General features: G+C 61.0%; 23 protein-coding genes. 12 read left to right on the top strand and 11 right to left on the bottom strand.

Annotation, left to right across the window (positions count from 1 at the left end):
- Position 1 precedes the first annotated feature (1 nt).
- The 3 genes from ACX2DJ_RS01500 to ACX2DJ_RS01490 all read left to right on the top strand — a co-directional run bounded on the left by ACX2DJ_RS01500 (position 2) and on the right by ACX2DJ_RS01490 (position 1759).
- Positions 2-232, top strand: a complete 231-nt coding sequence (locus ACX2DJ_RS01500; protein WP_462570575.1) for a hypothetical protein — start codon at positions 2-4, stop codon at positions 230-232.
- A 20-nt stretch (positions 233-252) separates the two neighbouring features.
- Positions 253-828, top strand: a complete 576-nt coding sequence (locus tag ACX2DJ_RS01495; RefSeq protein ID WP_462570574.1) for a cob(I)yrinic acid a,c-diamide adenosyltransferase — start codon at positions 253-255, stop codon at positions 826-828.
- A gap of 61 nt (positions 829-889) precedes the next feature.
- Complete coding sequence (locus tag ACX2DJ_RS01490; protein ID WP_462570573.1) at positions 890-1759, top strand: 3-hydroxyacyl-CoA dehydrogenase NAD-binding domain-containing protein; 870 nt, start codon at positions 890-892, stop codon at positions 1757-1759.
- 11 nt (positions 1760-1770) lie between these two features.
- Here the strand turns inward: ACX2DJ_RS01490 and ACX2DJ_RS01485 are convergent, their stop codons facing one another.
- The 3 genes from ACX2DJ_RS01485 to mutS form a co-directional block, all read right to left on the bottom strand.
- Complete coding sequence (locus tag ACX2DJ_RS01485) at positions 1771-2103, bottom strand: YidH family protein (RefSeq protein WP_462570571.1); 333 nt, start codon at positions 2101-2103, stop codon at positions 1771-1773.
- A 25-nt stretch (positions 2104-2128) separates the two neighbouring features.
- Positions 2129-2455: a hypothetical protein gene (locus ACX2DJ_RS01480; protein ID WP_462570570.1), complete on the bottom strand. Its 327-nt coding sequence runs from the start codon at positions 2453-2455 to the stop codon at positions 2129-2131.
- Positions 2456-2532: 77 nt separating this feature from the next.
- On the bottom strand, positions 2533-5193 hold the full coding sequence (gene mutS / locus ACX2DJ_RS01475) for a DNA mismatch repair protein MutS (protein WP_462570569.1): 2661 nt from the start codon (positions 5191-5193) through the stop codon (positions 2533-2535).
- 111 nt (positions 5194-5304) lie between these two features.
- Here mutS and ACX2DJ_RS01470 point away from each other — a divergent pair, with 111 nt between their 5' ends.
- The 3 genes from ACX2DJ_RS01470 (at position 5305) to ACX2DJ_RS01460 (ending at position 9073) form a co-directional block, all read left to right on the top strand.
- The gene (locus ACX2DJ_RS01470; protein ID WP_462570568.1) at positions 5305-6204 is read left to right on the top strand and encodes a hypothetical protein; all 900 of its coding nucleotides are present in this window, start codon (positions 5305-5307) and stop codon (positions 6202-6204) included.
- A gap of 73 nt (positions 6205-6277) precedes the next feature.
- On the top strand, positions 6278-8539 hold the full coding sequence (locus ACX2DJ_RS01465; protein ID WP_462570567.1) for an NADP-dependent malic enzyme: 2262 nt from the start codon (positions 6278-6280) through the stop codon (positions 8537-8539).
- Positions 8540-8545: 6 nt separating this feature from the next.
- Positions 8546-9073 (top strand): glycine cleavage system transcriptional repressor, encoded by a 528-nt coding sequence (locus ACX2DJ_RS01460; protein ID WP_462570566.1) that lies wholly within the window; start codon positions 8546-8548, stop codon positions 9071-9073.
- 10 nt (positions 9074-9083) lie between these two features.
- Here the strand turns inward: ACX2DJ_RS01460 and ACX2DJ_RS01455 are convergent, their stop codons facing one another.
- The gene (locus ACX2DJ_RS01455) at positions 9084-11213 is read right to left on the bottom strand and encodes a TonB-dependent receptor (protein ID WP_462570564.1); all 2130 of its coding nucleotides are present in this window, start codon (positions 11211-11213) and stop codon (positions 9084-9086) included.
- Between the two features lie 162 nt (positions 11214-11375).
- Between ACX2DJ_RS01455 and ACX2DJ_RS01450 the strand changes: the two genes are divergently transcribed.
- The gene (locus ACX2DJ_RS01450) at positions 11376-11840 is read left to right on the top strand and encodes a MarR family winged helix-turn-helix transcriptional regulator (protein ID WP_462570563.1); all 465 of its coding nucleotides are present in this window, start codon (positions 11376-11378) and stop codon (positions 11838-11840) included.
- Positions 11841-11888: 48 nt separating this feature from the next.
- A complete protein-coding gene (locus ACX2DJ_RS01445) occupies positions 11889-12494 on the top strand; it encodes a carboxymuconolactone decarboxylase family protein (protein ID WP_462570562.1) in 606 nt (201 codons plus the stop codon).
- Positions 12495-12537: 43 nt separating this feature from the next.
- Here ACX2DJ_RS01445 and trmB read toward each other — a convergent pair whose 3' ends face one another.
- Both trmB and ctrA read right to left on the bottom strand, forming a co-directional pair.
- Positions 12538-13239, bottom strand: a complete 702-nt coding sequence (trmB, locus tag ACX2DJ_RS01440) for a tRNA (guanine(46)-N(7))-methyltransferase TrmB (RefSeq protein WP_462570561.1) — start codon at positions 13237-13239, stop codon at positions 12538-12540.
- 81 nt (positions 13240-13320) lie between these two features.
- The gene (gene ctrA, locus ACX2DJ_RS01435) at positions 13321-14016 is read right to left on the bottom strand and encodes a response regulator transcription factor CtrA (RefSeq protein WP_462570560.1); all 696 of its coding nucleotides are present in this window, start codon (positions 14014-14016) and stop codon (positions 13321-13323) included.
- 749 nt (positions 14017-14765) lie between these two features.
- Here ctrA and ACX2DJ_RS01430 point away from each other — a divergent pair.
- Positions 14766-15353 (top strand): TetR/AcrR family transcriptional regulator, encoded by a 588-nt coding sequence (locus tag ACX2DJ_RS01430; RefSeq protein WP_462570559.1) that lies wholly within the window; start codon positions 14766-14768, stop codon positions 15351-15353.
- 36 nt (positions 15354-15389) lie between these two features.
- Here ACX2DJ_RS01430 and ACX2DJ_RS01425 read toward each other — a convergent pair whose 3' ends face one another.
- The 3 genes from ACX2DJ_RS01425 to lptB all read right to left on the bottom strand — a co-directional run bounded on the left by ACX2DJ_RS01425 (position 15390) and on the right by lptB (position 19000).
- Positions 15390-16604, bottom strand: coding sequence for a Shedu immune nuclease family protein (locus tag ACX2DJ_RS01425; protein WP_462570558.1), 1215 nt, complete (start codon positions 16602-16604; stop codon positions 15390-15392).
- Positions 16605-16745: 141 nt separating this feature from the next.
- Positions 16746-18203, bottom strand: coding sequence for an RNA polymerase factor sigma-54 (rpoN, locus tag ACX2DJ_RS01420; protein WP_462570557.1), 1458 nt, complete (start codon positions 18201-18203; stop codon positions 16746-16748).
- Positions 18204-18214: 11 nt separating this feature from the next.
- Positions 18215-19000, bottom strand: coding sequence for an LPS export ABC transporter ATP-binding protein (lptB, locus tag ACX2DJ_RS01415; protein ID WP_462570556.1), 786 nt, complete (start codon positions 18998-19000; stop codon positions 18215-18217).
- A gap of 163 nt (positions 19001-19163) precedes the next feature.
- On the opposite strand from lptB, the gene ACX2DJ_RS01410 reads away from it, so the two are divergent.
- Together ACX2DJ_RS01410 and ACX2DJ_RS01405 are read left to right on the top strand one after the other, a co-directional pair.
- Positions 19164-19544, top strand: coding sequence for a hypothetical protein (locus ACX2DJ_RS01410; RefSeq protein ID WP_462570555.1), 381 nt, complete (start codon positions 19164-19166; stop codon positions 19542-19544).
- Between the two features lie 56 nt (positions 19545-19600).
- On the top strand, positions 19601-20974 hold the full coding sequence (locus ACX2DJ_RS01405) for a mechanosensitive ion channel domain-containing protein (protein WP_462570554.1): 1374 nt from the start codon (positions 19601-19603) through the stop codon (positions 20972-20974).
- 3 nt (positions 20975-20977) lie between these two features.
- Here ACX2DJ_RS01405 and ppa read toward each other — a convergent pair whose 3' ends face one another.
- Together ppa and ACX2DJ_RS01395 are read right to left on the bottom strand one after the other, a co-directional pair.
- A complete protein-coding gene (ppa, locus tag ACX2DJ_RS01400) occupies positions 20978-21505 on the bottom strand; it encodes an inorganic diphosphatase (protein ID WP_462570552.1) in 528 nt (175 codons plus the stop codon).
- Positions 21506-21562: 57 nt separating this feature from the next.
- The gene (locus ACX2DJ_RS01395) at positions 21563-23503 is read right to left on the bottom strand and encodes a M61 family metallopeptidase (protein ID WP_462570551.1); all 1941 of its coding nucleotides are present in this window, start codon (positions 23501-23503) and stop codon (positions 21563-21565) included.
- 188 nt (positions 23504-23691) lie between these two features.
- Here ACX2DJ_RS01395 and hisS point away from each other — a divergent pair, with 188 nt between their 5' ends.
- Positions 23692-25074: a histidine--tRNA ligase gene (gene hisS, locus ACX2DJ_RS01390; protein WP_462570550.1), complete on the top strand. Its 1383-nt coding sequence runs from the start codon at positions 23692-23694 to the stop codon at positions 25072-25074.
- Positions 25075-25126 lie beyond the last annotated feature (52 nt).

Here is a 25126-nt window from a genome sequence, read left to right as displayed (position 1 = left end):
CATGACAGTTCTTCTTATCATTGCGCTCGTAGTCCTGATGGGACTGGTGGTGTTCTCGCTGGTCCGCGGGATCGTGGCTTTCCTGCAGACGACCAAGATCGATCTTGAATCGGGTGAAGGCGAAACCGTCAAGGAAATGCAGCTGATGCAGAACCGGGCAATGTTCGCCCGCATCAAGTATCAAGCGCTGGCCGTGGCGGTGGTCGCGATCATCCTTGCCATCGGCCAGTAGGCGCGATTTGCGCGCGGCCCGTGGTCAAGCTCAACAAGATCTACACCCGCACCGGTGATGACGGCTCGACCGGGCTGGTCGATGGTTCGCGCGTGGCCAAGGCGTCGCTCAGGATCGCGGCGATCGGCAAGGTCGATGAGGCCAATAGCGCGATCGGGCTTGCGGCCGCCGCGCTGGGCAAGGGCGCACATGCCGATGCCCTGTTCCGCATCCAGAACGATCTGTTCGATCTCGGTGCCGATCTTGCCACACCTGCGGCGGATGGCGATTTCGCGCCCTCGGAAATGGTCCTGCGCGTGGTTCCGGGCCAGGCCCTATGGCTCGAACGGGCGATCGACGGGCTCAATGAAAATCTTCAGCCTTTGACGAGCTTCGTGCTCCCCGGTGGCAGCGAAGCGGCGGCGCGCACCCATGTGGCGCGCGCTTCGACCCGCGCGGCAGAGCGCGCCGTGGTGGCGCTGGCCGCGGCAGAACCGGTCAATCCGGCAGCGCTCGCCTATATCAACCGGCTATCAGACTATCTCTTCGTGCTGGCGCGCGTGTGCAATGGCAACGGCGCAGATGACGTAAAATGGGTGCCGGGCGCTAACCGCTAGCCAAGCTGGCCATCCCTCGCTAACAGGCGCCCTTTGCTGCAGTTGCGAAGGGATCGATGATATGCGGACAGTGGCGGTGATTGGTGCCGGGCAGATGGGGACGGGCATTGCCCAGACAATTGCCCAGCATGGCATGCAGGTGCTGCTGGCCGATGTGGATCTCGCCCGTGCAGAGGCCGGCAAGGCCAATATCGACAAGGCGCTGGGCAAGCTGGTCGGGCGCGGCAAGATGGAAATCGCCGATGCCGAGGCGCTGCTGGGCCGGATAACCGCAGTAAGCGATTACCAGCCGATGGCCGATGCCGATCTGATCATCGAGGCAGCGACCGAGCGTGAAGAGATCAAGCAGGCAATCTTCGAGGCGGCAGGCAAGGTGCTGCGCGGCGATGCCGTGATGGCATCGAACACCAGTTCGATCCCGATCACGCGAATGGCGAATTATTCTCCCGATCCGGGTCGCTTCATCGGCCTGCACTTCTTCAACCCGGTTCCGGTGATGGGCCTTATCGAAGTGATCCCCGGCCTTGCCACCGCGCAGGCTACGACCGATGCGATCACCGCCTTCGCCGAAGGGCTGGGCAAGCAGGTGGTGCTGAGCCAGGACGAACCGGGCTTCGTCGTCAACCGTATCCTCCTGCCCATGATCAACGAGGCGATCTTCGTGCTTGGCCAGTCGACCGCGAATATCGAGGATATCGACAAGGGTTGCCGCCTGGGCCTCAACCACCCGATGGGGCCGCTCGAGCTGGCCGATTTTGTCGGGCTCGACACCTGCTTCGAGATCATCAAGGTGCTCTATGCCACCACCGGCGACAGCAAGTATCGCCCGGCGCCGCTGCTGGTGAAATATGTCGAAGCGGGCTGGCTTGGCCGCAAGACCGGCCGGGGTTTCTACGACTATACGGGCGAGGCACCGGTCCCGACCCGCTGAGGATTGCGCGATCAGCCGTTGCGCAGGAGCCACAACGCGACCGCCAGCAAAAATGCCCCGGCAGTCACGCTCCAGCCCATCCAGCTGAGGCTGGGAATCTCGGGCGGATCAGCCTGATGCGAAGTGAGCCGGCCCAGCGTCCTTCGCGCGCGCCGTTCCGCGGTGAAGGCAATGATTGCGCCAAGCAGGATGAAGCCGGTCGCGATCGCGCGCGCAAGCCAGGGCGGTTCGAGCTCGCCGAACATCACATGGAAGGCAAGGCCGATGCCGATCGCGGCAAAGGCGGTGCGCATCCAGCCGGCAAAGGTCCGCTCGGCCGCCATGACCGTGCGATCTTCCGCCATATCGGTACGCTCTTTGTCGAAGTGGTTAGAACTGCTCTCCTGATCCGTCACCGTCTTCAACCCTTACAACCTGTGCGTCACTCGCGCCGAGATTGGTCTCTGGCTCGTAGGGTATTACGTCTTCGGGCGTCGGATCGAAACCCTCAGTGGTGTCGATCAGCTCCTCATCGGCCGCAAAGGCCGACATGTCGCTCCCTTCCCAGCCGGAATCCCGGCGTTGGCGTTCAATCTTCTCGAGTTCGCGCTGTGTAGCAAGCCTTGCATCGGTCTGATCAACGCCCGAAGTCGCCAGCGTAAGGGCGCCTTTATCATCCTTGGTTCCCACCAGCATCACCACGGTGAACACCGTCATGCCAGCGAACAACAACGCCTTTTTGGGACTTGCGAATAACCCCTTTGCCATGGTGAGCGAGTGTAGTCGTCCCTCCGTTAACTTTCCGTAGCCCTTGCTTCGGCGGTAAGTTCATACAGCAATTCAAGCGCTTCGCGCGGGGACAGCGCATCGAGATCGATCGCCCGCAAGCGTTCGGCAAGCGAGTCAGCCTGTTCCTCCGCTTCTTCCTTAACCGATGCGAACAGCGGCAAATCGCCCAGCCCTGCGGCCAGCCCGCCTGACTCGGCCCGGTTCTTCTCCAGCTTGTCGAGCACTTGCTTGGCGCGCGTCACAACCGGCCCTGGCACTCCCGCCAGCCGCGCCACCGCCAGGCCATAGCTGCGATCTGCCGGCCCCTCGGAAAGTTCGTGCAGCAGCACCAGTTCGCCCTTGTATTCCCGCGCGCGGACATGATGGAGCGACAGCGCCTCGCAGCTTTCCGCCAGCCGGGCGAGTTCGTGGTAATGGGTGGCGAACAGGCAGCGGCACTCGATCTGCGAATGCACCGCCTCGACCACGGCCCATGCCAGCGCCAGCCCGTCATAGGTGGAAGTGCCGCGGCCGACCTCGTCGAGAATCACGAAACTGCGCGCGCTCGCCTGGCTCAGGATGGCGGCGGTCTCGACCATTTCGACCATGAAGGTGGAGCGCCCGCGCGCGAGGTTGTCGGACGCGCCGACCCGGCTGAACAGCCGGTCGACCAATCCGATCCGCGCGCTTTCGGCAGGCACGAAGCCGCCCGCCTGCGCGAGCAATACGATCAGCGCGTTCTGCCTGAGGAAGGTCGATTTGCCGCCCATGTTTGGTCCGCCGATCAGCCACAAGCGTGATGCGGGCCGGTGCTGCTCGCCTTTGCCGACATTCAGATAACAATCATTGGCGACGAAGCGCTCGCCCGATTTCGCCAGCGCGGCCTCGACCACCGGATGCCGGCCGCCAGTGATCTCCAGCACGGGGTCATCGTCGATCTCGGGGCGGCACCAGCCGCCCTCGGCAGCGCGTTCGGCCTGGCCGGCGCTGACATCGATCCGCGCCAGCGCAGCTGCGGTGGCCGCGATGCGCGGTGCGGCAGCGCTGATTTCGCCAACCAGTTCCTCGAAATGCGCCTCTTCGGCAGCCAGCGCGTGCCCGCCCGCTTCGGCGATGCGGCTCGCCTCTTCATGCAGCGCCACCGAGTTGAAGCGCACTGCGCCTGCCATGGTCTGGCGGTGGGTGAAGCCGCTGTCCGGCGCCATCAGCGCATCGGCATGCTTGCTCGGCACCTCGATGAAATAGCCGAGCACGCCATTGTGCCTGATCTTGAGCGAGGCGATGCCGGTCTGCTCGCGGTAGCGCGCTTCCATCGCGGCGATGGCGCGGCGCGCGTTGCCCGAAATGGCGCGCAGTTCGTCAAGCGCGGCATCATAACCCTCGGCGATGAAGCCGCCATTCGAACGCTCGGTGGGGGGCGAGTGTACCAGCGCGCGCTCGAGCAGATCGGTCAGTGCGCCGTGCCCGCCCAGCCGGGGCAGCAAGTCAGCCAGCAATGCGGGCGTATCGGGCCGGGCGGCAAGAAATTGCTGGACGCGCCGCGCGTCGACCAAACCGTCGCGGATCTGGCCCAGATCGCGCGGACTGCCACGCGCGGCGACGATCCGCCCCAGGGCGCGGCCCAGATCGGGCAGATTGCGCATCGCTTCGCGCAGCTCGGCGCGGCTAAGCGGATCGTCATGCAGCCAATGCACCAGCACCAGCCGGCGCTCGATCGCAGCACGATCCAGCAGCGGTGCGGAAAGATCCTCTGCCAGCAGGCGCGCGCCCGCTCCGGTAACGCAGCGGTCGATCGCCGCGATCAGGCTGCCTTCGCGGGTGCCCGATTGGCTGGCGAGTATCTCAAGGCTGGTGCGCGTCGCCTCATCCATCGCCATGACCGCGCCCGCCTCGCGCACACGCGGCGGCAGGAGCAGCGGCAGCGAACCGCGACCGACATGTTCGAGATAGGCGATGAGGCCGCCCGCCGCGGCCAGCATGGCGCGCGAAAAGGTGCCGAACCCGTCAAGCGTTGCCACACGATGTATACGCTGAAGGATCTGTTCGCCGCCATCGCTGGCGAATTCGGAGCGGGCCCGCCCGGTCGCACCCTGTGGCCCGTATTCCCAGCCTTCGGGCACCACGCATTCGCTGAAATCCAGCCGCGAAAGCGCTGCGTCGAGGGCACCGGGCGCGCATTCCTCCAGCACCATCTCGCCGGTTGAGATGTCGCAGCTGGCAATCCCGATAGTGCCGCGAACTTCGGCCAGCGCGACCAGCAGATTGGCGCGCCGCGGTTCAAGCAGCGCCTCTTCGGTCAGCGTGCCAGCTGTAACGAAGCGCACAATGTCACGCTTTACCAATGTCTTGCTGACCGGGCGGCCTTCCTGCTTGGCGCGTGCCTTGGCTTCTTCGGGTGTTTCGACCTGTTCCGCGATTGCCACCCGGCAACCCGCCTTGATCAGGCGAGCGAGGTAACCTTCCGCCGAGTGCACCGGCACGCCGCACATCGGCACAGGCTCACCGCCATGTTCGCCGCGACTGGTTAGTGCGATGTCTAGAATGCCCGCAGCTTCGCGAGCATCATCGAAAAACAGCTCGAAGAAATCTCCCATCCGATAGAACAGCAGCGACCCGCCGGACTCGCGCTTGAGCGCAAGATATTGCTCCATCATCGGAGTGGGTTTGGGAGAATCGCCACGAGACATCGTTCAAGCTTCATAGGCATATGGCTGACGGGTCGAAATGGTTTCGACTAGACAATCCTCAGCCAAAGTGGTTTAGTGTGTTGTATCAATAATACACATGAGGATGCCTTGATGCCGGTTGCAAGCATAGTCACTTGGGTTGCGATAGCTCTTATCCTGCTCGTTGCTCCACTCGCTTTGATTTGGGAGAAACGCCAAGGCATAGCAGGGCAGGCCGATACTGCGAGCTTTGGCGAAACCTCGCCGGGTTGGGCGGTCATCGTGGCTTCGGCTCTTGCCTACGCGCTCGCCTACAACCTCACTTTCTTTGTTCAGGAGTTGTTTCTCGTTTTTCCAAAGGCGCTAGTGCCAGACCTCGATCCTGTATTGTATCACAACAACCATACCTGGAACGGTGACAATCCGATTGCGGACCTGCTGCAAGCCAGCGGCGCTATCGCTATCTTCATCATGGGGGCATGCTTTGTGATTGCGGTTGCAAGCGGCTGGTTCACTTCGGCATGGTCCCGATTACTGGCAAGCTGGCTTGCCTTTCACGGCATCATCCAGTCGACCTTGCAAGTGCCAAGCGGGGTCTTCGCGCCACAAACCGATTTTGGCGATTCAATGAATTATCTAGGCATTCCCGTTGCTCTGCAGGTCGGCCTTGCCGTGGCTGCAATGTTACTGATTCCGGCTATGGCGGCGGCGGTCGCGCCGCGTCTTGCGACCGTTATAGGTTCTGACCGGCTGTCGCGCGGGAAGCTGCTTTTGGGGCTCATGGCGCAGATTGTTCTTGGAACGTTGCTCGCGTCACCATTTCGCTGGCCATCCGGGCTTGGCAACCTGCTCATTGCACCGATGATCCTTGGCGTTTTTGGTTTCCTGTGGCTGAGCGTCTTTCTTGCGCGCGCATCACGCATCGAGGCAATCAAGCAACCTACCGGCGTCGCAGCGACATGGCTTTTGACCGGTTGGCTGAGCCTGTTACTGCTGTTCCAGTTCGTCTTGCGGCCGGGCATAGCTTTCTGAATCCCGACACAGCTTTCCCCCTATCGCTCTTGCAGAGGCTCGTTTAGGGGAAGCGGCAGACAGGAGGAACGCCTTGGCCGACGAGATCAAAACCACATTCACGACGCGCGAGGCGCTGTTCTATCACGAGACGATCCGCCCCGGTAAGATCGAGATCATCGCCTCCAAGCCGATGGCGACGCAGCGCGACCTCAGCCTGGCCTATTCGCCCGGCGTCGCCGCACCGGTCGAAGCGATCGCAGCCGATCCCTCGATGGCTGCCAGATACACGGCCCGTTCGAACCTCGTGGCAGTAATCACCAACGGCACGGCCATCCTGGGCATGGGCAACCTCGGTGCGCTCGCCGCCAAGCCGGTGATGGAAGGCAAGGCGGTGCTGTTCAAGCGTTTCGCCGATGTGGATTCGATCGATATCGAGCTCGATACGGAGGATCCGGACAAGTTCATCGAGGCGGTCGCGCTGATGGAGCCGACTTTCGGCGGGATCAATCTGGAAGATATTGCCGCACCCGAATGCTTCATCATCGAACAGGCATTGCGCGAGCGGATGAAGATCCCGGTGATGCATGATGACCAGCATGGCACCGCGATCATTGCAACCGCCGGCCTGATCAATGCCGCGCTGCTGACCGGGCGCGATCTGAAGGACTGCCGCATGGTGGTGAACGGGGCAGGCGCCTCGGCGCTGGCCTGCACCGCGCTCATCAAGTCGGTCGGCGTCCCGCATGAAAACGTGATCGTGTGCGACCGGCAAGGCCCGATCTATCCGGGCCGCGAGGGAGTCGATCAATGGAAGAGCGCGCATGCCGTGCCGACCGAGGCGCGCAGCCTCGAGGAAGCGCTGGATGGCGCGGATATCTTCCTTGGCCTCAGCGCGGCCGGCGCGCTCAAGCCCGAATGGATCAAGAAGATGGCGGACAAGCCGATCATTTTCGCCATGGCCAATCCCACGCCCGAGATCATGCCCGATGAAGCCAAGGCCGTGCGGCCCGATGCGATCATCGCCACCGGGCGCAGCGATTTCCCTAACCAGGTCAACAATGTGCTTGGCTTCCCCTTCATCTTTCGTGGTGCGCTTGATGTGCAGGCAACCACAATCAACGAGGAAATGAAGGTTGCAGCGGCGCACGCGATTGCCGATCTGGCGCGCCAGCGTGTGCCAGACGAAGTGGCCGCCGCCTATGGTATCAACCAGAAGTTCGGCACGGATTACATTATCCCCGCGCCGTTCGATCCGCGGCTGATCGAGGTGGTTTCCTCGGCCGTGGCCAAGGCGGCGATGGATTCTGGCGTCGCGCTGGCTCCGATCGAGGATTTCGATGCCTATCGCCTGTCGTTGAAGGCGCGGCTCAATCCTACCACCGCCGCGCTGACCAGCGTGTACGAGGTGTGCAAGGCCAATCCCAAGCGGATGGTGTTCGCCGAAGCCGAGGAAGACGTCGTGCTGCGTGCGGCAATCCAGTATCGCGATTTTGGCTATGGCACGCCGATTCTGGTCGGGCGGACAAAGCAGGTGGTTGACCGGCTGCATATTCTCGGCGTGTCGGATCCTGGCAGCTTCGAGATCCAGAACTCGGCGGATTCGTCATATGTGCCGGAGATGGTCGACTATCTCTACAAGCGGCTTCAGCGCAAGGGCTATACCGAGCGCGACGTGCGCCGCATGGTCAACCAGGAACGCAATGTCTTCTCTGCCTTGCTGGTGGCGCTGGGCCATGGCGATGCGATGATCACCGGCCTGACCCGTACATTCTCGCAGACCGCGCGCGAGGTGAATCGGGTGCTCGATCCCAAGCCGGGTTCGGTGCCGTTCGGTATTCACATGATGGTGGGCAAGAACCACACCACCTTCCTTGCGGACACCACCATCAACGAGCGGCCGACCGCCGAGATGCTGGCACAGATCGCGCGCGAGACGGCGGCGGTGGCCCGGCGCATGGGGCACGAACCGCGGGTGGCCTTCCTCAGCTATTCGACCTTTGGCAATCCCTCGGGCCAATGGCTGGGCAATATCCGCGATGCGGTGGCGATCCTCGACGCTGAGGAGCCGGGCTTCGAATATGAGGGCGAAATGGCGCCAGATGCCGCGCTCAACCCCAAGGTGATGCAGCTCTATCCCTTCAGCCGCCTGTCTGGCCCGGCGAATGTGCTGGTCATGCCGGGGCTGCAATCGGCCAATCTATCGGCCAAGTTGCTGCGCGAGCTGGCGGGCAATGCCACTATCGGCCCGATGCTGATCGGGATGGAAAAGCCGGTCCAGATCGCGCCGATGACCGCGATCGCGCCTGAAGTGCTGACGCTGGCCGTGCTGGCGGCGGCTGGCGTGGTGGGCTGAAGCAGGATGAGCGAGACGGCCCGTATCGTCCTCTCGGTTACCGGCAGCGATCGCCCTGGCCTGACCTCTGCCCTGTCCGAAGCGGTGCTGGCGGCTGGCGGCAACTGGAAGGAAGGGCATCTGAGCCGGCTGGGCGGGCTCTATGTCGGCTCGGTACTGGTCGAACTGCCGGCTGAAAATGTCGCCGCGCTGGAACGACAGGTCCAGGCAATCGATGCTGATGGCCTCAGCGTGGTGATCAATCCGGCGGGCGAGGAGCCTGCGCCGCCGCAGGCTTCGCTGCTGTTCGAGCTGATCGGCCAGGATCGGCCCGGCATCATCCGCCAGGTCACCGCGGTGCTGGCCGGGCTGGGCGCCAATATAGAGAGCCTGTCGAGCGGCGAGGAAACCGGCGCCTGGGGCGGCGAGCACCTGTTCCGCGCTCAGGTGCGTGTGACCTTGCCCAAGGGCGTCTCGCCCGAGGAAGTCCAGACCTCGCTGGAGGATATTTCCAGCGAGATCATGGTCGATTTCACCTTCGCCGCCGCGGGCTGAGTATCACACCCTAGAACTTGGCGCCGATCCGCATGCCATATGTGCGCGGGGCAAGAAACACACCCTTGAAGCTGGGGCCCACGCCAATGATGAGCGTCCCAGCGGAGACCGATGACACGACATTGTGGTTCTCGATATTCTCGACATAGGCCTCAGCGAACCAGCGTGAATTTGCCTGTTCGTAGCGCAACCGGGCATCGCTGCGCGTGTAGCTGCCACGGCGGTCGTGTGGCTGGTTCTGGATGCGCAGGAATGCCGAGCTTTCATAATGCACCTGGACACGCGGTGTCAGCGTTCCGCCGCCAAGATCGAATTCATGGGGCTCCAGCCCGATGGTTCCGGAAAGGCGGGGTGCGTTGACCAGCCGATTGCCGGACAGGTCTTCGATCGCGCCGGTCAGATCGTCAAGCACATTGGGAAAGGAATCGAACTCGGCGTTGAGATAACCCAAGGCGAAGTCGATCTTCGTGCTCTGTCCGAAACGTGCCTCGCCCTCTGCTTCCAGGCCCCAGATTGTGGCCGAAGTTGCATTGCGGGTGATGTTCTCGATCACATTGTTTGCAGCGGTCTCGACCTGAGCCAGCTGGAGATTCCTGTAATCGTAATAGAAGGCTGCAACGCCCAGCCGCAGCCGATCGTCAAAAGCATTGGTTTTGGCGCCCACTTCATAGGCGGTGACTGTTTCGGGATTGTAGATCGCCTGGCTCGCCCCGCGGTTGAACCCGCCGGCCTTGTAGCCGGTGCTGACGCTGGCATAGAGCAAGGTGTCATCACTTAGCGTGTAATCGAGTGCTGCCCGCCAGGTGACCTTGTCCCAGTCTGCGCTCTGGTTCTGCACGATGGTTTGCAGCGGCGGTGGCCCGTTCGCATCGAGCCGGCGAATGATTTGCGCGCTGTCAGGTTTGTCCTTGTCGTCACGCGTATAGCGCGCGCCCAGCGTCAGATCGAGCTGATCCGACAATGCCAAATTGGCCTGCCCGAACACCGCCCAGGATTCGTTCGATTGGTCGCGGTCGACGAAATCGAAATCAAGCCTGCTGAACGCGCCGATCGCGGTTGGAATCTGGATGTTGAATACGCTGTTGATGGTTTCGTCGAGGATGAAGCCCCCGATCATCCAGTCGAATGCTTTGTCTCCGTTCGACGTCAGCCGCAATTCGTGCGTCTTGGCGCCGGACTTGAACACTTCGCCAAGCGTCGAATCCGAAATGGCCGTGCCGTCAAGGTCGTTGAAGGATTCGCGCTCTTCGCGGCGCCAGGCGAATTGATAGGTGGCTGTTGCCACACCAAGGTCAAAATTCGCCTGGGCGCGGAAGGATTCGGTGTCATTGTTGCGGAAACCCTGCGTGTCGAGCGGGAATTTCCGGCGATCCGTGACGACCTGATCGGGGCGCGGATTGCCGCTGAACGGCAGCAAACCCTGGACACCGCCGACACCCTCGCGGGTGTAGACTTCATAGGTGAAAAGCAGGTCAAGCGCATCTGTCGGCTTGGCCGACAGATGCACGCGAGCGGCAAAATCATCTATGTCGTCGCCCTTCTGCAGCGCTGGCGTATTGTCGCGAAACCCCTCCCTGTCCTCAGAGATGAAGGCTGCGCGAAGGGCCAGACGATCATCGGCGATCGGCAGGTTCACAGCACCCGTGACCAGGAACCGGTCGAAATTGCCATAGAGCATCTCGACATGGCCGCCGAGCTCGCCGGTTGGCTTGGCGCTGACCACGTTCACGGCACCAGACGTGCTGTTGCGGCCGTAAAGCGTGCCTTGCGGGCCGCGCAAAACCTCTACGCGGTCAAGATCGTAGAAGTATGCGTTGGCGCCAGAAAGGCGGGGGACATAGGCACCGTCAATGTGGAATGCCGTGGTCGGATCGGCTTCATTGCGGTTGTCGGTTCCCGAAATGCCGCGGATGGTAATGAAAACGGCATCGCGGCTGGTTTCATTGGCGAAGTTTACGTTGGGAGAGAGCGACGCGATCGCCGAGGTGTCATAGGCACCCCTTTCGCTCAAGGCTTCCCCGCTGACGGCGGTTACCGCGATCGGAACGCTTGAAAGCGTTTCCTCACGCTTCTGGGCGGTGACGAGAATTTCGGGGACTGTATTACCGGTTTGCGCGCCCTCGCTTTCCTGTGCCGCCACGGGCATCGCCCAAACGCTAGTGCCAAGTGCGAGCAACACTTTTGTCCGAATTTGCATCATGAACCTCCCCACTGATGATCGATCACTCTAATTTAGTTGCATATACAACTATCATGAGCGGTAACTGCTTGCAACTACAATCAGATGATGGGACGGTGGGGCATGACTGTCGATCTTGAGCTTCATCTGCCCTATCGCCTTGCCAGGCTTTCCCTGCGTATCCGCAACGCGACAACCGATCGATACGTGCGGCACACCGGGATGTCTGCGCGCGAATGGCGCGTTCTGGGCATGCTGGGCATAACTGGCTCATGCACCCCGTCGGAACTTGCGAACCTCACGGGAATGGATCGCGCAACAATCAGCCGGGCAGTGGCGCGGTTGGTCAAACTTGATTGCGTCAGACGCCGACCGAACGAAAAGGATAACCGCAGCCAGACGATCGAGCTGACTCCCGCAGGGGACGCTTACTGCCAGGCGATCGTGCCGCGTATGCAGCACTCGGGCGAAGAATGTCGTTCGCTTTTCTCGGCCGGCGAATTCGCACTACTGATCGAATTCCTGGACCGCATCGATTCCGCCATTGTCGCACAGGAAATCTTTGAGGACGACACTGACAATAGTTGAATTTGCAATTATAATTGCTACAGTCTCCTGATCGCAGCGTATATTTGAATGGAGATTTTGCGCATGTTGCTTGTCGCGCCGCTTGAAAAAGGATCATCGCCAGAGGTGCAGGAACTTGCTGCCTTCTTCGATGAAACCCTCGGATTTACCCCCAACAGCGTTCTGACAATGCAGCGGCGCCCCAAGATCGCGGAGGCATTCATCAATCTCAACAAGGCGGTCATGGCCAATGAGGGCAGGGTAACCTCGGAGCAGAAGCGCTTTATCGGCATGCTCGCGAGCCTGGCCAGCGGATGCCGCTATTGCCAGGCGCACACAGCGCTTGCGGCCAAGCGTTATGGCGCATCTGCCGAAAGGCTGGAGGCGATCTGGGAATATCAGACCAGCCCCCTGTTCAGCGATGCCGAACGCGCGGCGTTCGATTTTGCTGTCAGTGCAGCCAGCATTCCCAATGCCGTAACGCCGGAAATTGCCCAGAACCTGCGCGCTCACTGGAATGACGAGGAGATCGTCGAAATACTGGGCGTGGTCGCCCTGTTCGGCTTCCTCAATCGCTGGAATGACAGCATGGGCACTTCGCTGGAGGCTGGTGCGGCGTCATTTGCCGGTGAAGTTCTGGCGGATCACGGCTGGGAAAAGGGCAAGCACGGCTGACCATAGCAGCGTGAACGGAACCGCCAAGTTCCGCCCCTCTGCGTCAGCGGCGCCGGTATCTGAAGTACCAGACCTCGTGGCCATAGACGGTGCGGGCCTTGGTTTCATAGCGCGTCTCGGGCCAGCCGGAGGGACGGTTTTCCCAGCTTGACCGCCCTTCGACCAACCATTCGAAGCTGCCGGTGTGGCGCTGCATCACCATCAGTGCATGGCGCAGATACACCGGATGATCGGTGCCGAAGCGAAACTCGCCGCCAGGCTTGAGCTTGCGCGCAAACATCTGCACCGGCCCGTCATTCATCATCCGCCGCTTGGCATGTTTGGCCTTGGGCCAGGGATCGGGATGGAGCAGGTAGATCATGGCCAGCGCACCGTCGGGCACGCGCGCCAGCACCTCCAGCGCATCGCCCATTTGCAGCCGCACATTGGCGAGCCGCCGTTCCTCGATATGGGTCAGCGCCTGCGCCACGCCGTTGACGAAAGGTTCCGCGCCGATGAACCCGTGATCGGGGAGCAGATCGGCGCGATAGGCCAGGTGTTCGCCGCCGCCGAAGCCGATTTCGAAGTGCAAGGGGCGCGAGTCGCCGAACAAACGTTCCGAAGTCACCGGGCCTTCGGCTGGCACCGCGATCTGCGGCAGCAGATTGTCGACCAGGCCTTGCTGGCGCGCGCGCAGCGGCTTGCCCTGGCTGCGGCCGTAGAGCCTACCAAGGGTTGTAGGATCGCCTTGCTTGAATGCACTCATGACGGTGGGCGGACTAAACAAAAATCGCCCCGTAGCAAGCGCTACGAGGCGATTTCCCGCTGATCTTGCCGGATCGAGCCCTTAGGCGGCTTCGGCCTGCTCGTCCGGGTCGCGCAGCACATAGCCGCGGCCCCACACGGTCTCGATGTAATTGTCACCGCCGCAGGCATGGCTCAATTTCTTGCGCAGCTTGCAGATGAACACGTCGATGATCTTGAGTTCGGGCTCGTCCATCCCGCCATAAAGGTGGTTGAGGAACATTTCCTTCGTCAGCGTGGTGCCCTTGCGCAGCGAAAGCAGCTCCAGCATGGCATATTCCTTGCCGGTCAGGTGCACCCGCGCGCCATCGACTTCCACGGTCTTGGCATCGAGGTTCACCGCCAGCTTGCCGGTGCGGATGACCGACTGGCTGTGGCCCTTCGAACGGCGCACCACGGCGTGGATGCGGGCGACCAGCTCCTCGCGGTGGAACGGCTTGGTCACGTAATCGTCAGCGCCAAAGCCGAAGCTGCGGATCTTGCTGTCCATTTCGGAAATGCCCGAAAGGATCAGCACCGGCGTTTGCACCTTGGCCACGCGCAGCTTCTTGAGCACGTCATAGCCGTGCATATCGGGCAGGTTCAGATCGAGCAGGATGATGTCGTAATCATACAGTTTGCCCAGATCCAGGCCTTCTTCGCCCAGGTCGGTCGAATAGACATTGAAGCCTTCGGTCGTGAGCATCAGCTCGATCGCCTTGGCGGTTGTCGGTTCGTCCTCAATCAACAGCACGCGCATGGGTGGTTCCCCCCTTTGCCCTAGAGCCTGGCCAGTAACCTCCCGTCAGGAAGGGTTGCCTTGAATTAACCACACAAGGTCTGAACGGAAAAGGTTAATTTAGCGTAAACCGCTGGAAAGCCGCGGGTCGTGGGCAATTGTGAGTCTTTTGAGTCACACTTATCCACAGGGCATGGTGAACGCGCGGGGTTGCCGTGGTGCCACTCGGTTCGCCGCACGCAGGGCACGGTTGGAACGCATGGAACACACTTATAGAAAAGAAATTCCGCCGCCGTCGCGGTGCGCGCGCATGATGGCGCGGACAGGGGGCATAGCGGCGCGCGATCGGGCAAGGATGGGCGGTGATGATGGGGCATGGCGATGGTCATGGCGCAAGGGATAGCGATGCACGCCCGCGTAGGAAAACAGGGCGGAAGCGCAAGTGTACTTCCCCGGCACGGGGAGGGGGACCATCCAAGGCTTTGGCCGCGCGATGGTGGAGGGGCATTTGCGACCCGCCCCTCCTGCCGTCACCTGCGACCCGTGCCGGGGCAAGCCATTGTTTCGCACCGGGAGACAGAGCCTGACCCTTTTCTCCCTGGAGGGGAGGGGATCGAGGCGTGGGTGCACTTGCCAAACTGAATTGGCTATACTGCCCCCGGAATTCGTCTCCGGAGTTCTTTAGGTAGGTTTTATATGCGAACGACCCGAGGGCTCTTATGTTGTCGCTGTCAATTTACAAGCAAAGTTGTCGCTGTCAATATCGGATAATGAACCAGGATAAGAAAAGCGGATACCACCACGGATCACTCAAAGAGTCGCTGATATTGCAGGCATTTAACCTGTTGGATGAAGCTGGGCCTGATGCCGTGACCATCCGTGCGGTCGCGCGCCGAGCGCAGGTTTCTCATGCGGCGCCCGCGAATCATTTCGATGATCGCACAGCTTTGCTCACGGAGCTGGCTACTCGCCTGTTTCAGATGCTCGACGCTGATGTCCGCAGGAAGCTATCGGAGGCTGAATCTGCGGATCGCGCGCGAGCCTATATGGAAGCGCTTCTGGAATTTGGCCTGCGCCATCCCAATCGCTATCTGCTGATGTGGCGCCAAGATCTTGTCGATTGGGACGATGACGCACTTAGCGCCTGCATGGACGCGCTTTACGATTCATTTGTGAATGAGTTGGCAAATCTACCCCGCCAAAGTGGGCGCGATCCACATACTCTGGCGATTTCGCTATGGTCCATGATCCATGGCTATGTGACACTCAGGTTGAACGGCGTATTCAAAGAACGAAGCGACGAAGTTTCGGGAGCAAACCGTGCTGCGGCAATGCTGGATTTGATGTTAGCGCAATAAAGTACCTGGGCCGGCGAACTCCCTGTCTGCGGAATTTTAGAACGGAATGTCGTCATCGTTTCGTGCGTTAGGAGAGAGTTCGGTGGGGCTATGTCCGACAATAAACCGAGCGCGTTCAAGCAGTTCATCAAAGGTGATGATTTCAGGCCGCGACGTGTTTCGCCGGTACAGTTCGAACGAGCGGAACTTTGATTCGTTCACCCCACGAGCAGAATGGAACTCATTGAGCGAACCGATCACTAAAAAGGATCGAGGCTCGAAATTGAACAGGTCTTCGCCGGTAGGATCGCCACCCTTGCTCGTTGGTGACATCCGTTGCCAAATTTTTTCGATCGCAGCCTGAACCGTCCCTTGAACCTGCGCGGTGCCAGAGGTTAGCTCGACGGATGGCGCCCATACGCCAGACCTATATTCGCTTTTGGCCAGAAGATCGGTGTCGTGCCGTTTGATCTCGACGAAGCAAAGCGAACCTATCAGGCCATGGGTTTTCATTAACCCATCGGAACGCTTGCCGGGGCCGGTTACGTCGTAACCTTGCACAATTTGTTCCAGCTTTTTATCGTCAAGTGCGGAAAGGAATTGGTAGGCGAGGCCATATCCGAAAATCCACGTGTTCGCTTCGAAGAATTTTTGCCAGACGTCTTCTGGCCGACATTTCAGCCGTTGCTTTTCATCCTCGAAGAAATCAGCATCAGAAAGTAGTTTCTCAAAGTGGGCCAGTTGCTTCCGACGATATCCCAACGCGACAACATCGCGGGTGACTTCTTCACTCTGTGCGAGTTCCAGAAAGACTTCGGGGTTTTTTGCAAAAAGTTGCCGCGCCTGCCCTTCATCGAGGACAATTTCGCGTAATACCTCATCGGCAAGATGAACTTTGCCATCCCCGTCGAAACTCATCGTTTTGATACCCGCCACGAATTGTAGCAAGGTATCGATCTCTGCGCCTACAAATGAGAAATACTGTTTTTCCAATGGTCCAGACTTGCTACTGAACCTTTGGATTGTCAGCGTTTTAATCTTCCTGTTATCGACGAAGAAGGTAGCTTTAATTTCATACCGTCCCTCTGGAGTTTGGCGAAGGATAACTTCGCCATTCACCTCGGCAAACTTCAGTCCGGGTTCGCCTTCAACAATATGTGAAGCGATCCGCAGCTTCTGGCCCTTCAGTTTATCGCTGAACGCGCTGCCGATGATGGTCTTGTCCGTTCTACGGTCGAAGAACCATTTTTGCTCGTCGTATTCTTCAGTCACGTAGCCCCCAAAAAGATCGTTTTCTTATTCAATAAACGAATTCAGCGTAGTTCTGCGAATCCCGAATTCCGGGGGATAGCAAATTCGGGGGACAGGAGTTCCGGCGAACGCATACCTAATTCCCCCACCCTAATTCTCCATTCACCCCCCTGCGGCCAGCTTCTTCGCGCGCCGCCGCTGGACGCTTGAGCCGATCCCCATAGCCTCGCGATATTTGGCCACGGTGCGCCGCGCGAGATCGAGCCCTTCGGCCTTGAGCATCGTTACCAGCGTGTCATCGGAGAGTATCTTGCGCGGATCCTCGGCATCGATCAGCGCCTTGATCCGCGCCTTGACCGCTTCCGAGCTGGCGCCTTCGCCATCGCTTGAACCGACCCCGCTGGAGAAGAAATACTTGAGCTCGAACGTGCCGCGTTCGCAGTGCAGGAACTTGTTGCTGGTGACGCGGCTGACCGTGCTTTCGTGCATTTCGATCGCCTCGGCCACTTCGCGCAGGGTCAGCGGGCGCAGTTCGGACACGCCGCGGCGGAAGAAACCCTCCTGCCGCTTCACGATCTCGGCCGCAGTCTTGAGGATGGTCTTCTGCCGCTGGTCGAGCGCCTTGATCAGCCAGTTGGCATCGGCCAGCTTCTCCTTGAGCCAGCGGCGCGTTGCCTTGTCGGCGCCGCCCTGGCGCAGCTCGAGGTAATAGCCGCGGTTGACGATCAGGCGGGGCAGGGTGTCCTCGTTTATCCTGATGTCCCAGCCGCCATCGCGCGATGCGCCGATCAATATGTCGGGCACCACCGCTTGCGTGCGGGTGCCGCCGAAGGCGAGGCCGGGCTTCGGGTCATAGCTGCGCAGTTCGGCCAGCATGTCTGCGAAATCCTCGTCATCCACCCCGCACATGCGCTTGATACGGGCAAGTTCGCCGCGCGCGACCAGCTCAAGATTGTCGATCAGCCGCGCCATGCAGGGATCATAGCGATCGGCCTCGCGCGCCTGGATCGCGAGGCATTCGCTGAGCGAGCGCGCGCCAACCCCGCTGGGGTCAAGCTGCTGGACGATCGCCAGCGCCTGCTCTGCCTCGGCAAGGCTGACGCCCAGATCGGCGGCGATCTCGCGCAGGTCGAAGCGGAGATAACCCGCCTCGTCGAGCAGGCCGATGATGTGCCGCGCGATGAATTCCTGCCGCGCATCCCGGCATAGCGCGCCGACCTGTTCGTGCAGATGATCGGCCAGGCTCGCATCGGCGCTGCTGGTTTCCTCGATCCCCGGCAGTTGGGGATCGGCCGAACGGGATAAGGCGGCGCCCCAGTCGGCATCGCCGGTGTCGAAGTCGCGATCAAGCGCCGCAGGATCGATGTCGAGCGCGCTGTCATCGCCGATCGAGAAATCTGCCGTTGGTTCCTCGCCGGCGCCCCCGGCAGGTTCACCGGCGCCCTCGTCATCGCGCGAAACCTCGCCCGCATCGAGCAGCGGATTGGATTCGAGCGCTTCGCCGATGAAGGCCTCGATTTCGAGATTGGACAGCGCCAGCAGCTTGATCGCCTGCTGCAACTGCGGCGTCATCACCAGCGATTGCGATTGGCGGAGATCGAGGCGAGGTCCGAGCGCCATCAGTCTGGCCCCTAGAGCGTGAAGCCCTCTCCAAGATACAGCCGCCGCACGTTTTCGTCAGCCACCAGATCCTGCGGCGAGCCGGAAAACAGCACCTGCCCGCCATAGATGATGCAGGCGCGATCGACGATATCGAGCGTTTCGCGCACGTTGTGATCGGTGATCAGCACGCCGATGCCGCGTTCCTTCAGGTCCTTCACCAGATCGCGGATATCGCTGATCGACAGCGGATCGATCCCCGCGAAAGGTTCATCGAGCAGCATGATCGAAGGCTTCGCCGCCAGTGCCCGCGCAATCTCGCAGCGCCGCCGTTCGCCCCCCGAAAGCGCCATGGCCGGGCTTTCGCGCAGCCGCGTAAGGCCGAAATCGTCAAGCAGCCGCTCCAGCTCAGCATTGCGAGTTTCGGCATCGGGCTCAACCATTTCGAGCACGCACATGATGTTCTGTTCCACCGTCAGGCCGCGAAAAATGCTGGTTTCCTGCGGCAGATAGCCCAGGCCCAGGATCGCGCGACGATACATCGGCAGGTGCGTCACATCCTCGCCGTCCATCAGGATGCGGCCCGAATCCGGCCGCACCAGGCCCATGATCGAATAGAAGCAGGTCGTCTTGCCCGCGCCATTGGGGCCGAGCAGGCCCAGCACTTCGCCCTTGGCGACATGCAGCGATATGTCGGTCAGCACCGCGCGCTTGTCATAGCTCTTGGCGATCGAGATGACTTCGAGTCCGCCATTGGCCATGGCTTCGGCATTGCCGCATTCGGCTGGTGCGTCGGCAAGAGTGGTCGGGTCGTCCATTGCGCCAGCCTTAGCAGTGTGTGCGGCCCAGAAAACCCCTGTCATCGCCAATCTGGCAGGATTTATGCATGGCAGTTGTTACGGCGCAATGGTTAGCGCTCTTGCGCAAACGGGTTCTCTCTGTGATATTCCCGAGTCGGTAAGGAATTGAGGGGGGACCTCGATGAACGATGCATACTCGCATGACGGGGCGCATGGCTCGCAAGTGACGGGCCGCACGCGCGACTGGCGCAAGTCAATGAGCGACCATATCGCCTATTCGCTGCTGGTTTATACCGGGCTCCAGATTTTCGTTACGGTGCAAGCGCTCAAGGCCGGCTCGCATTCGATCATTCCCTATCTTGCCCTTGTCGTGCTGGTGGCCGGTATCATTCCGGCTTGCCGCTGGTTCGAACGGCGCTGGAGCGATTTGAGCGACGAGCAGGCTGGAGATACATCCTATTCACAGGCTTTTCGGCGTGACGTTGTTGCGCTGTGGGGCCTGGCGGTTGGATTGCCCTTTGTCCTTACCGGTCTGTTCAAGGGTATCTCGGCGCTTCTCTGATCCTTCCTTCGCTTTCGCGCCGATCCGCGATAGGCTGGCCGTGGGAGTGCCAACCTATGCGTAGAATATTCAGCCCGATCGCTGCGCTGCTGCTGTTACTTGTCAGCGGGCCTGCACTGGCGATTGTTCCCTCGGTAACCGCGCCGTCTCCCCAAGCTGAACCGCCAGAGCAGATTATCGAGGCCACGCGCGATGCGGGCGAGGATGCGCGTATCGCAGAACGGATCAGCGGAATTTTCGCCGAACTGCCCGCCTATTCCGACGTTGCGGTGCAAGTGAATGAGGGGGTGGTCACGCTTTCGGGCAAGGTTGCCGATCCCGCTGCAATCGGGCGGGCGGGCAATATCGCAGGCCGCGTTTCAGGCGTGGTCACGGTCGAGAACCGGCTGCAGCGCGATCTTTCGGTCGAGGAAAACCTCTCGGTAATTGGCCAGACCTCGGATCTTGGCAGAAATTTCCTGAAGGCGCTGCCGTTGATTCTGGTGGCCTTGATCACGGCGGTCCTGATCGGCGGGCTTGGCTATCTCATTGCCGGCCTCAAGGGGGTTTGGGCACGCATCACGCCCAACCCCTTCCTTTCCGAACTGGTGCGCAGCGCGATCCGCTTTTTGTTCGTGGTCGGCGGGATGCTGATCGCGCTGGATATGCTGGGCGCAGGGGCATTGATGGGCGCTGTGCTGGGCGGCGCGGGGGTGATCGGCATCGCGCTGGGCTTTTCCATGCGCGACACGGTCGAGAATTATGTCGCCTCGCTGATGCTCAGCATCCGCCAGCCGTTCCGCGCCAATGACTGGGTGGTGATCGATCAACTGGAAGGGCGGGTGATCCGCCTGACGAGCCGCGCCACCATCCTGATGACGCTCGACGGCAATCATTTGCGCATCCCCAATGCGCAGGTCTTCAAGGCGGTGATCCTCAATTACACGCGCAATCCGCAGCGCCGGTTCGATTTCGTGCTGGGGGTGGATGCCGATGACGATCCGCGCGTGGCGATGCAGGTGGGCATCGATACGCTTTCGGGGATGCCCTTTCTGCTGGGTGATCCCGAACCACAGGCGCGGATCGAACGTGTCGGGGATTCGAATATCGAGATCCGGTTCCTCGCCTGGATCGACCAGGAGAAAGCCGATTGGTACAAGTCGCGCAGCCAGGCGATTGCAGCGGTCAAGGATGCGCTGGAGCAGGCCGGCTTCGCCTTGCCAGAGCCGATCTACCGGTTGCGGGTCGATGCGCGCAGCGAAGCATTGCCGATCGGGCGATCCGCACCTGCGCCGGAAGAGAAGCCATCCGCGGAACGCGCCGCACCCGCGGCCAGGCTCGACCAGGACGTGCGGCCTGAAAGCGAGATTACCGATATGGTGAAGAAGGAAAGGCAAGCCAAAGGAAAGCAGTCCGAGGACCTGCTCGATCCCGACCGCCCGGTTGAATAGCGCTCAGCCCTTGTAACGCTCGATCGCCTCGACCACGATCCGGCGCGCCTCTTCGGCATCGCCCCAGCTGCCCACGCGGACCCATTTTTCGGCTTCCAGATCCTTGTAGTGGGTGAAGAAGTGCTCAATCTGCTGGAAGATGATCGAAGGCAGATGCTTGGTCTCGCCGACATCCGAATAATAGGGAAAGGTCGTGTCGACCGGCACGCAGATCAGCTTCTCGTCGCCGCCATGCTCGTCTTCAAGGTTGAGCACGCCGATCGGGCGGGCGCGCACCACGCAGCCGGGGATGAACGGGCTGCGCGCGATCACCAGCGCGTCAAGCGGATCACCATCGGGGCTGAGTGTGTGCGGCACGAAGCCGTAATTCGCGGGATAGCGCATCGGCGTGTGCAGGATACGGTCAACGAACAGCGCGCCCGATTCCTTGTCGAATTCATACTTCACCGGTTCGCCGCCAGTCGGCACCTCGATGATGACGTTGAGCTCTTCAGGCGGATTGCTACCGGTGGGGATCTTGTCGATTTGCATGGCAGCTCCCTTACTGGCGGCATTGCTGCGCTGCAATATCAATGATCTGACCGCGCGTTATTTCGTCCGCGCTGCGAGCAGACGGTCAAGCCCTGCTTCACCAGCCATGGCTGGCTCGAGCCAAGGATAACGCAGCCCGCCGTGGTAATCGAGCGCGACGGTGGCGAAATTGTCGCCCCGGCGGACCAATAGCTCGAGCGGCGCGCTATTGCCCTTGGCCGCGGTCACCGCTTCCTTGATCACATCAGGCGAAAAGGCCGCGCCATTGACCGCGACCACGATTGAGCCGTTGACGATGCCCGCGCGGAAGGCGGGGCCATCCCACAGCGTCGAGATCACCTTGCCCTGCGAATCAAGGTTGATGCCGAGCGAATAGAACAGGTCGAGATATTTGCTGCCCTTCATCCGCCCGGCGCTGTAGCTGTTCGGTTCTTCCTTCCATACCAGGCGGTAACCGGCCATTTCGATCCCGCGCAGCGGTGCGGGCTGGTTCGGCTGGCGCAGGCGCGTGTCGAGGAAGCTGGCCCAGTCATAGGGATAGACCTCATTCAGCGTGCTGACGATCTCTTCGAAGTCGTAGGTCAGCACGCCCCAATCGCCGTCGGTCTTGCCGAAAAAGGCGCTGGCAAAATCATCGAGGCCGGCCTTGCCGCCGGTCCCTTGGCGGATGATCTGGTCCGCCTCGAGCCAGGTCAATGCTCCTTCGACATAGTAATCCTCACTACGCGAGAGCGAGGAATAGGGCAGCGGGCGGCGCGAGTTGATGATCGGATCATTGGTGGTGTCCTGGACCGATCGCCATTCGCGGCCCGGCTGACCTTCGGAATAATTGGCTGCGGCCAGCGCAATCGTGCCCAGGATCGTGTCCTTGCGTTGCAGGCCGGACCGGGCCGCCAGCACCCAGCCCCAGAACTGCGTTTGCCCTTCATAGAGCCACAGCAGGCTGTTCTGCATCGGCGTGCGGAAATCGGGCGTCCACAGGCCCGCCGGGCGGCGGAATTTGCCGTTCCAGCTGTGCACCAGCTCGTGGCTCACGACATTGTGATCCCAGTCCATCGCTTCCCAGTCGATCAGCGCGGTCGGCTCATACTGGTTTTCGGAAGAGCGGTGGTGCTCCAGCCCGATCCCGCCCATCCGGTCGGTCATCGCCAGCAGAAAGTCGTAATGGTCGAACTGGCGCGTGCCGAACAGCACATCGGCCTCGTCGACCAGCTTTTCGAAACGGGCGAGGTTTTCTGGCGCCAGGGCAAGGTATTTGGGCGCATCACCCACCGCACCAAGGCGTACGTTTTCGCCGATTTCCCATTGCTGCGCATATTTGCCGGCGAAGATCGGCGAATCGACCAGCGTTTCGTAATCGGTCACGGCCCAGCTCACGCGGCTCCCCTGCTGCGCCTTGCCGTCGAGCGCTGTGAAGGTGCTCCATCCCTCGGGCACGGTCACGCTCGGCTTCACTGCGATCCGGCGCGTGTAATGCCCCGCCGGGTAGAAACTCATCTTCTCCCACTGCAGATTGAGCATTTCCTGCGTCATGGTGATGCGGCCCTCGCGGCCCGTAACCGGCGAGGTGTGGACGAAACGCGCGGTAACCTCGCTGGTCCCTTTCGGCAGCGCGATATCGAACTGGTAGACGTCGAGCGGGTTGCGCTTCCAATCGAGCGGCTTGTCATTGGCGTAAAAGCGGATGTTGCTGACGAGATTGATCGGCCCGCGCGCGGCGTGATTGCCCGGCAGCCATTCGGGATAGAGCAGCGTCAGCCTGCTTGTGCCCGGAGCAACGGGAAATGTCTGGGTGACCGAATAGACCCCGCGCGAAGTATCGCTGGCATCGATATCGAGCGTGATCGTGCCGCCGGGCCAGGGCGTGTCGGCCGGCATCGGCGTGGCATCGGCAAGCGGCGTGGCAACCGGGGCAGAGCGCTCCGCGGCGTGCGACTGTGCCGGTCCGGCGAATGCAACAGTGGAAAGGAGGGCGACCGCAATTGTTACTTTTTTCATGGGCGCGGCCTTTGCCGACTCCCTGCCAGGGAGGCAAGCGCTTGATCGACGAGCGGCTTTCCCCGTTCCGCCGAAAGCGTCAAACCTGTCTCGCCGCGATTTGTGCTGTGCACGCCTACGGCTCCCAAGCCGTGAAATGTTCCATTTCACTCGAAATCGCTCTAAGCGCCCACCGAAACGAGGAATTGATGAGCAAGAACACTTCCGCCAGAACGCCAGGCGCCATTCGCGGCACACAGGATATTTTCGGCGCCGATGCCGAGGCTTTCGCCTTCGTGGTCGAAACCTTCGAGCGCGTGCGGCGGCTCTATCGCTTCCGCCGGGTGGAAATGCCGGTGTTCGAGAAGACCGAAGTGTTCAGCCGCGCCATTGGCGAGACGACCGATGTCGTATCGAAGGAAATGTATTCGTTTGAGGATCGCGGCGGGGAATCGCTCACCCTGCGGCCCGAATTCACCGCCGGGATCGCGCGCGCTTACCTGACCAATGGATGGCAGCAGCATGCGCCGCTCAAGGTGGCGACACACGGCCCGCTGTTCCGTTATGAGCGCCCGCAGAAGGGCCGCTATCGCCAGTTTCACCAGATCGATGCCGAGATTATCGGCGCAGCGGAGCCGCAGGCCGATGTCGAACTGCTCGCCATGGCCGATCAGGTGATCCGTGAGCTCGGGATCGAGGGTGTGACGCTGCACCTTAACACGCTGGGCGATGCGGAAAGCCGCGAGGCCTGGCGGGCCGCGCTGGTGGAGTATTTCAGGGCGGTTCGGGGCGAATTGTCCGAAGATTCGCAGGAGCGGCTCGAGAAGAACCCGCTGCGCATTCTCGATTCCAAAGACCCGCGCGACCGCGGGTTTTTGGCAGGCGCGCCGAAGATCGACGCCTTCCTGTCAGACGAAGCGCGTGCCTTCTTTGAAGCGGTGACGAGCGGGCTCGATGCGGCGGGAGTGAAGTGGACCCGCGCCGAAAGCCTGGTGCGCGGGCTCGACTATTACCGCCATACGGCGTTCGAGTTCGTGCCTGATGAGGGCAGCGAGGCGGCGGGCAAGCTTGGCAGCCAGAGCACCATCCTGGGCGGCGGGCGTTATGACGGGCTGATGGAAAGCCTCGGCGGGCCGCCCACTCCTGCGGTCGGCTGGGCTGCGGGTATCGAGCGGCTGGCGATGCTTTGTGAAGGTAGTGGCGGCGAACGTCTTGAAGTAGCCTTAGTCGACGAAACAGCTGACGATTTCGGGCTGACGCAAATGATCTCGACAGCACTTCGTAGCCATGGTGTTTCCGTCGAAGTCTATGACAGGGGTTCGAAGAAGAAGAGATTTGACAAGGCTATGCGCGACGAACCTTGCTCGCTTATCGTCTTGCAAGAGACGGTGGCTGTGGGGAGCGAGTATATCAGCGTTCACTTCCGCCCATTCAAAGTTGGTATGGGACAAAATGAACAAAACCCATCCGACATATTAGAACGTATTCGAACAAGCTTTGCGGATCGGTTCGCTACTTCGCAGAATCAGATACACTACGGGCAGTATATCCAGTTAAAGCCTGCAGAAATTATCGGTTTCAAAGAGCACTAGCCTCCTTCGTCACCCCGGACTTGATCCGGGGTCCCGCTTCCTTCTCGCGGCG

It is taken from the genome of Altererythrobacter chaiwopuensis (assembly GCF_054957755.1).
This window is presented reverse-complemented; position numbering and strand designations above follow the sequence as displayed.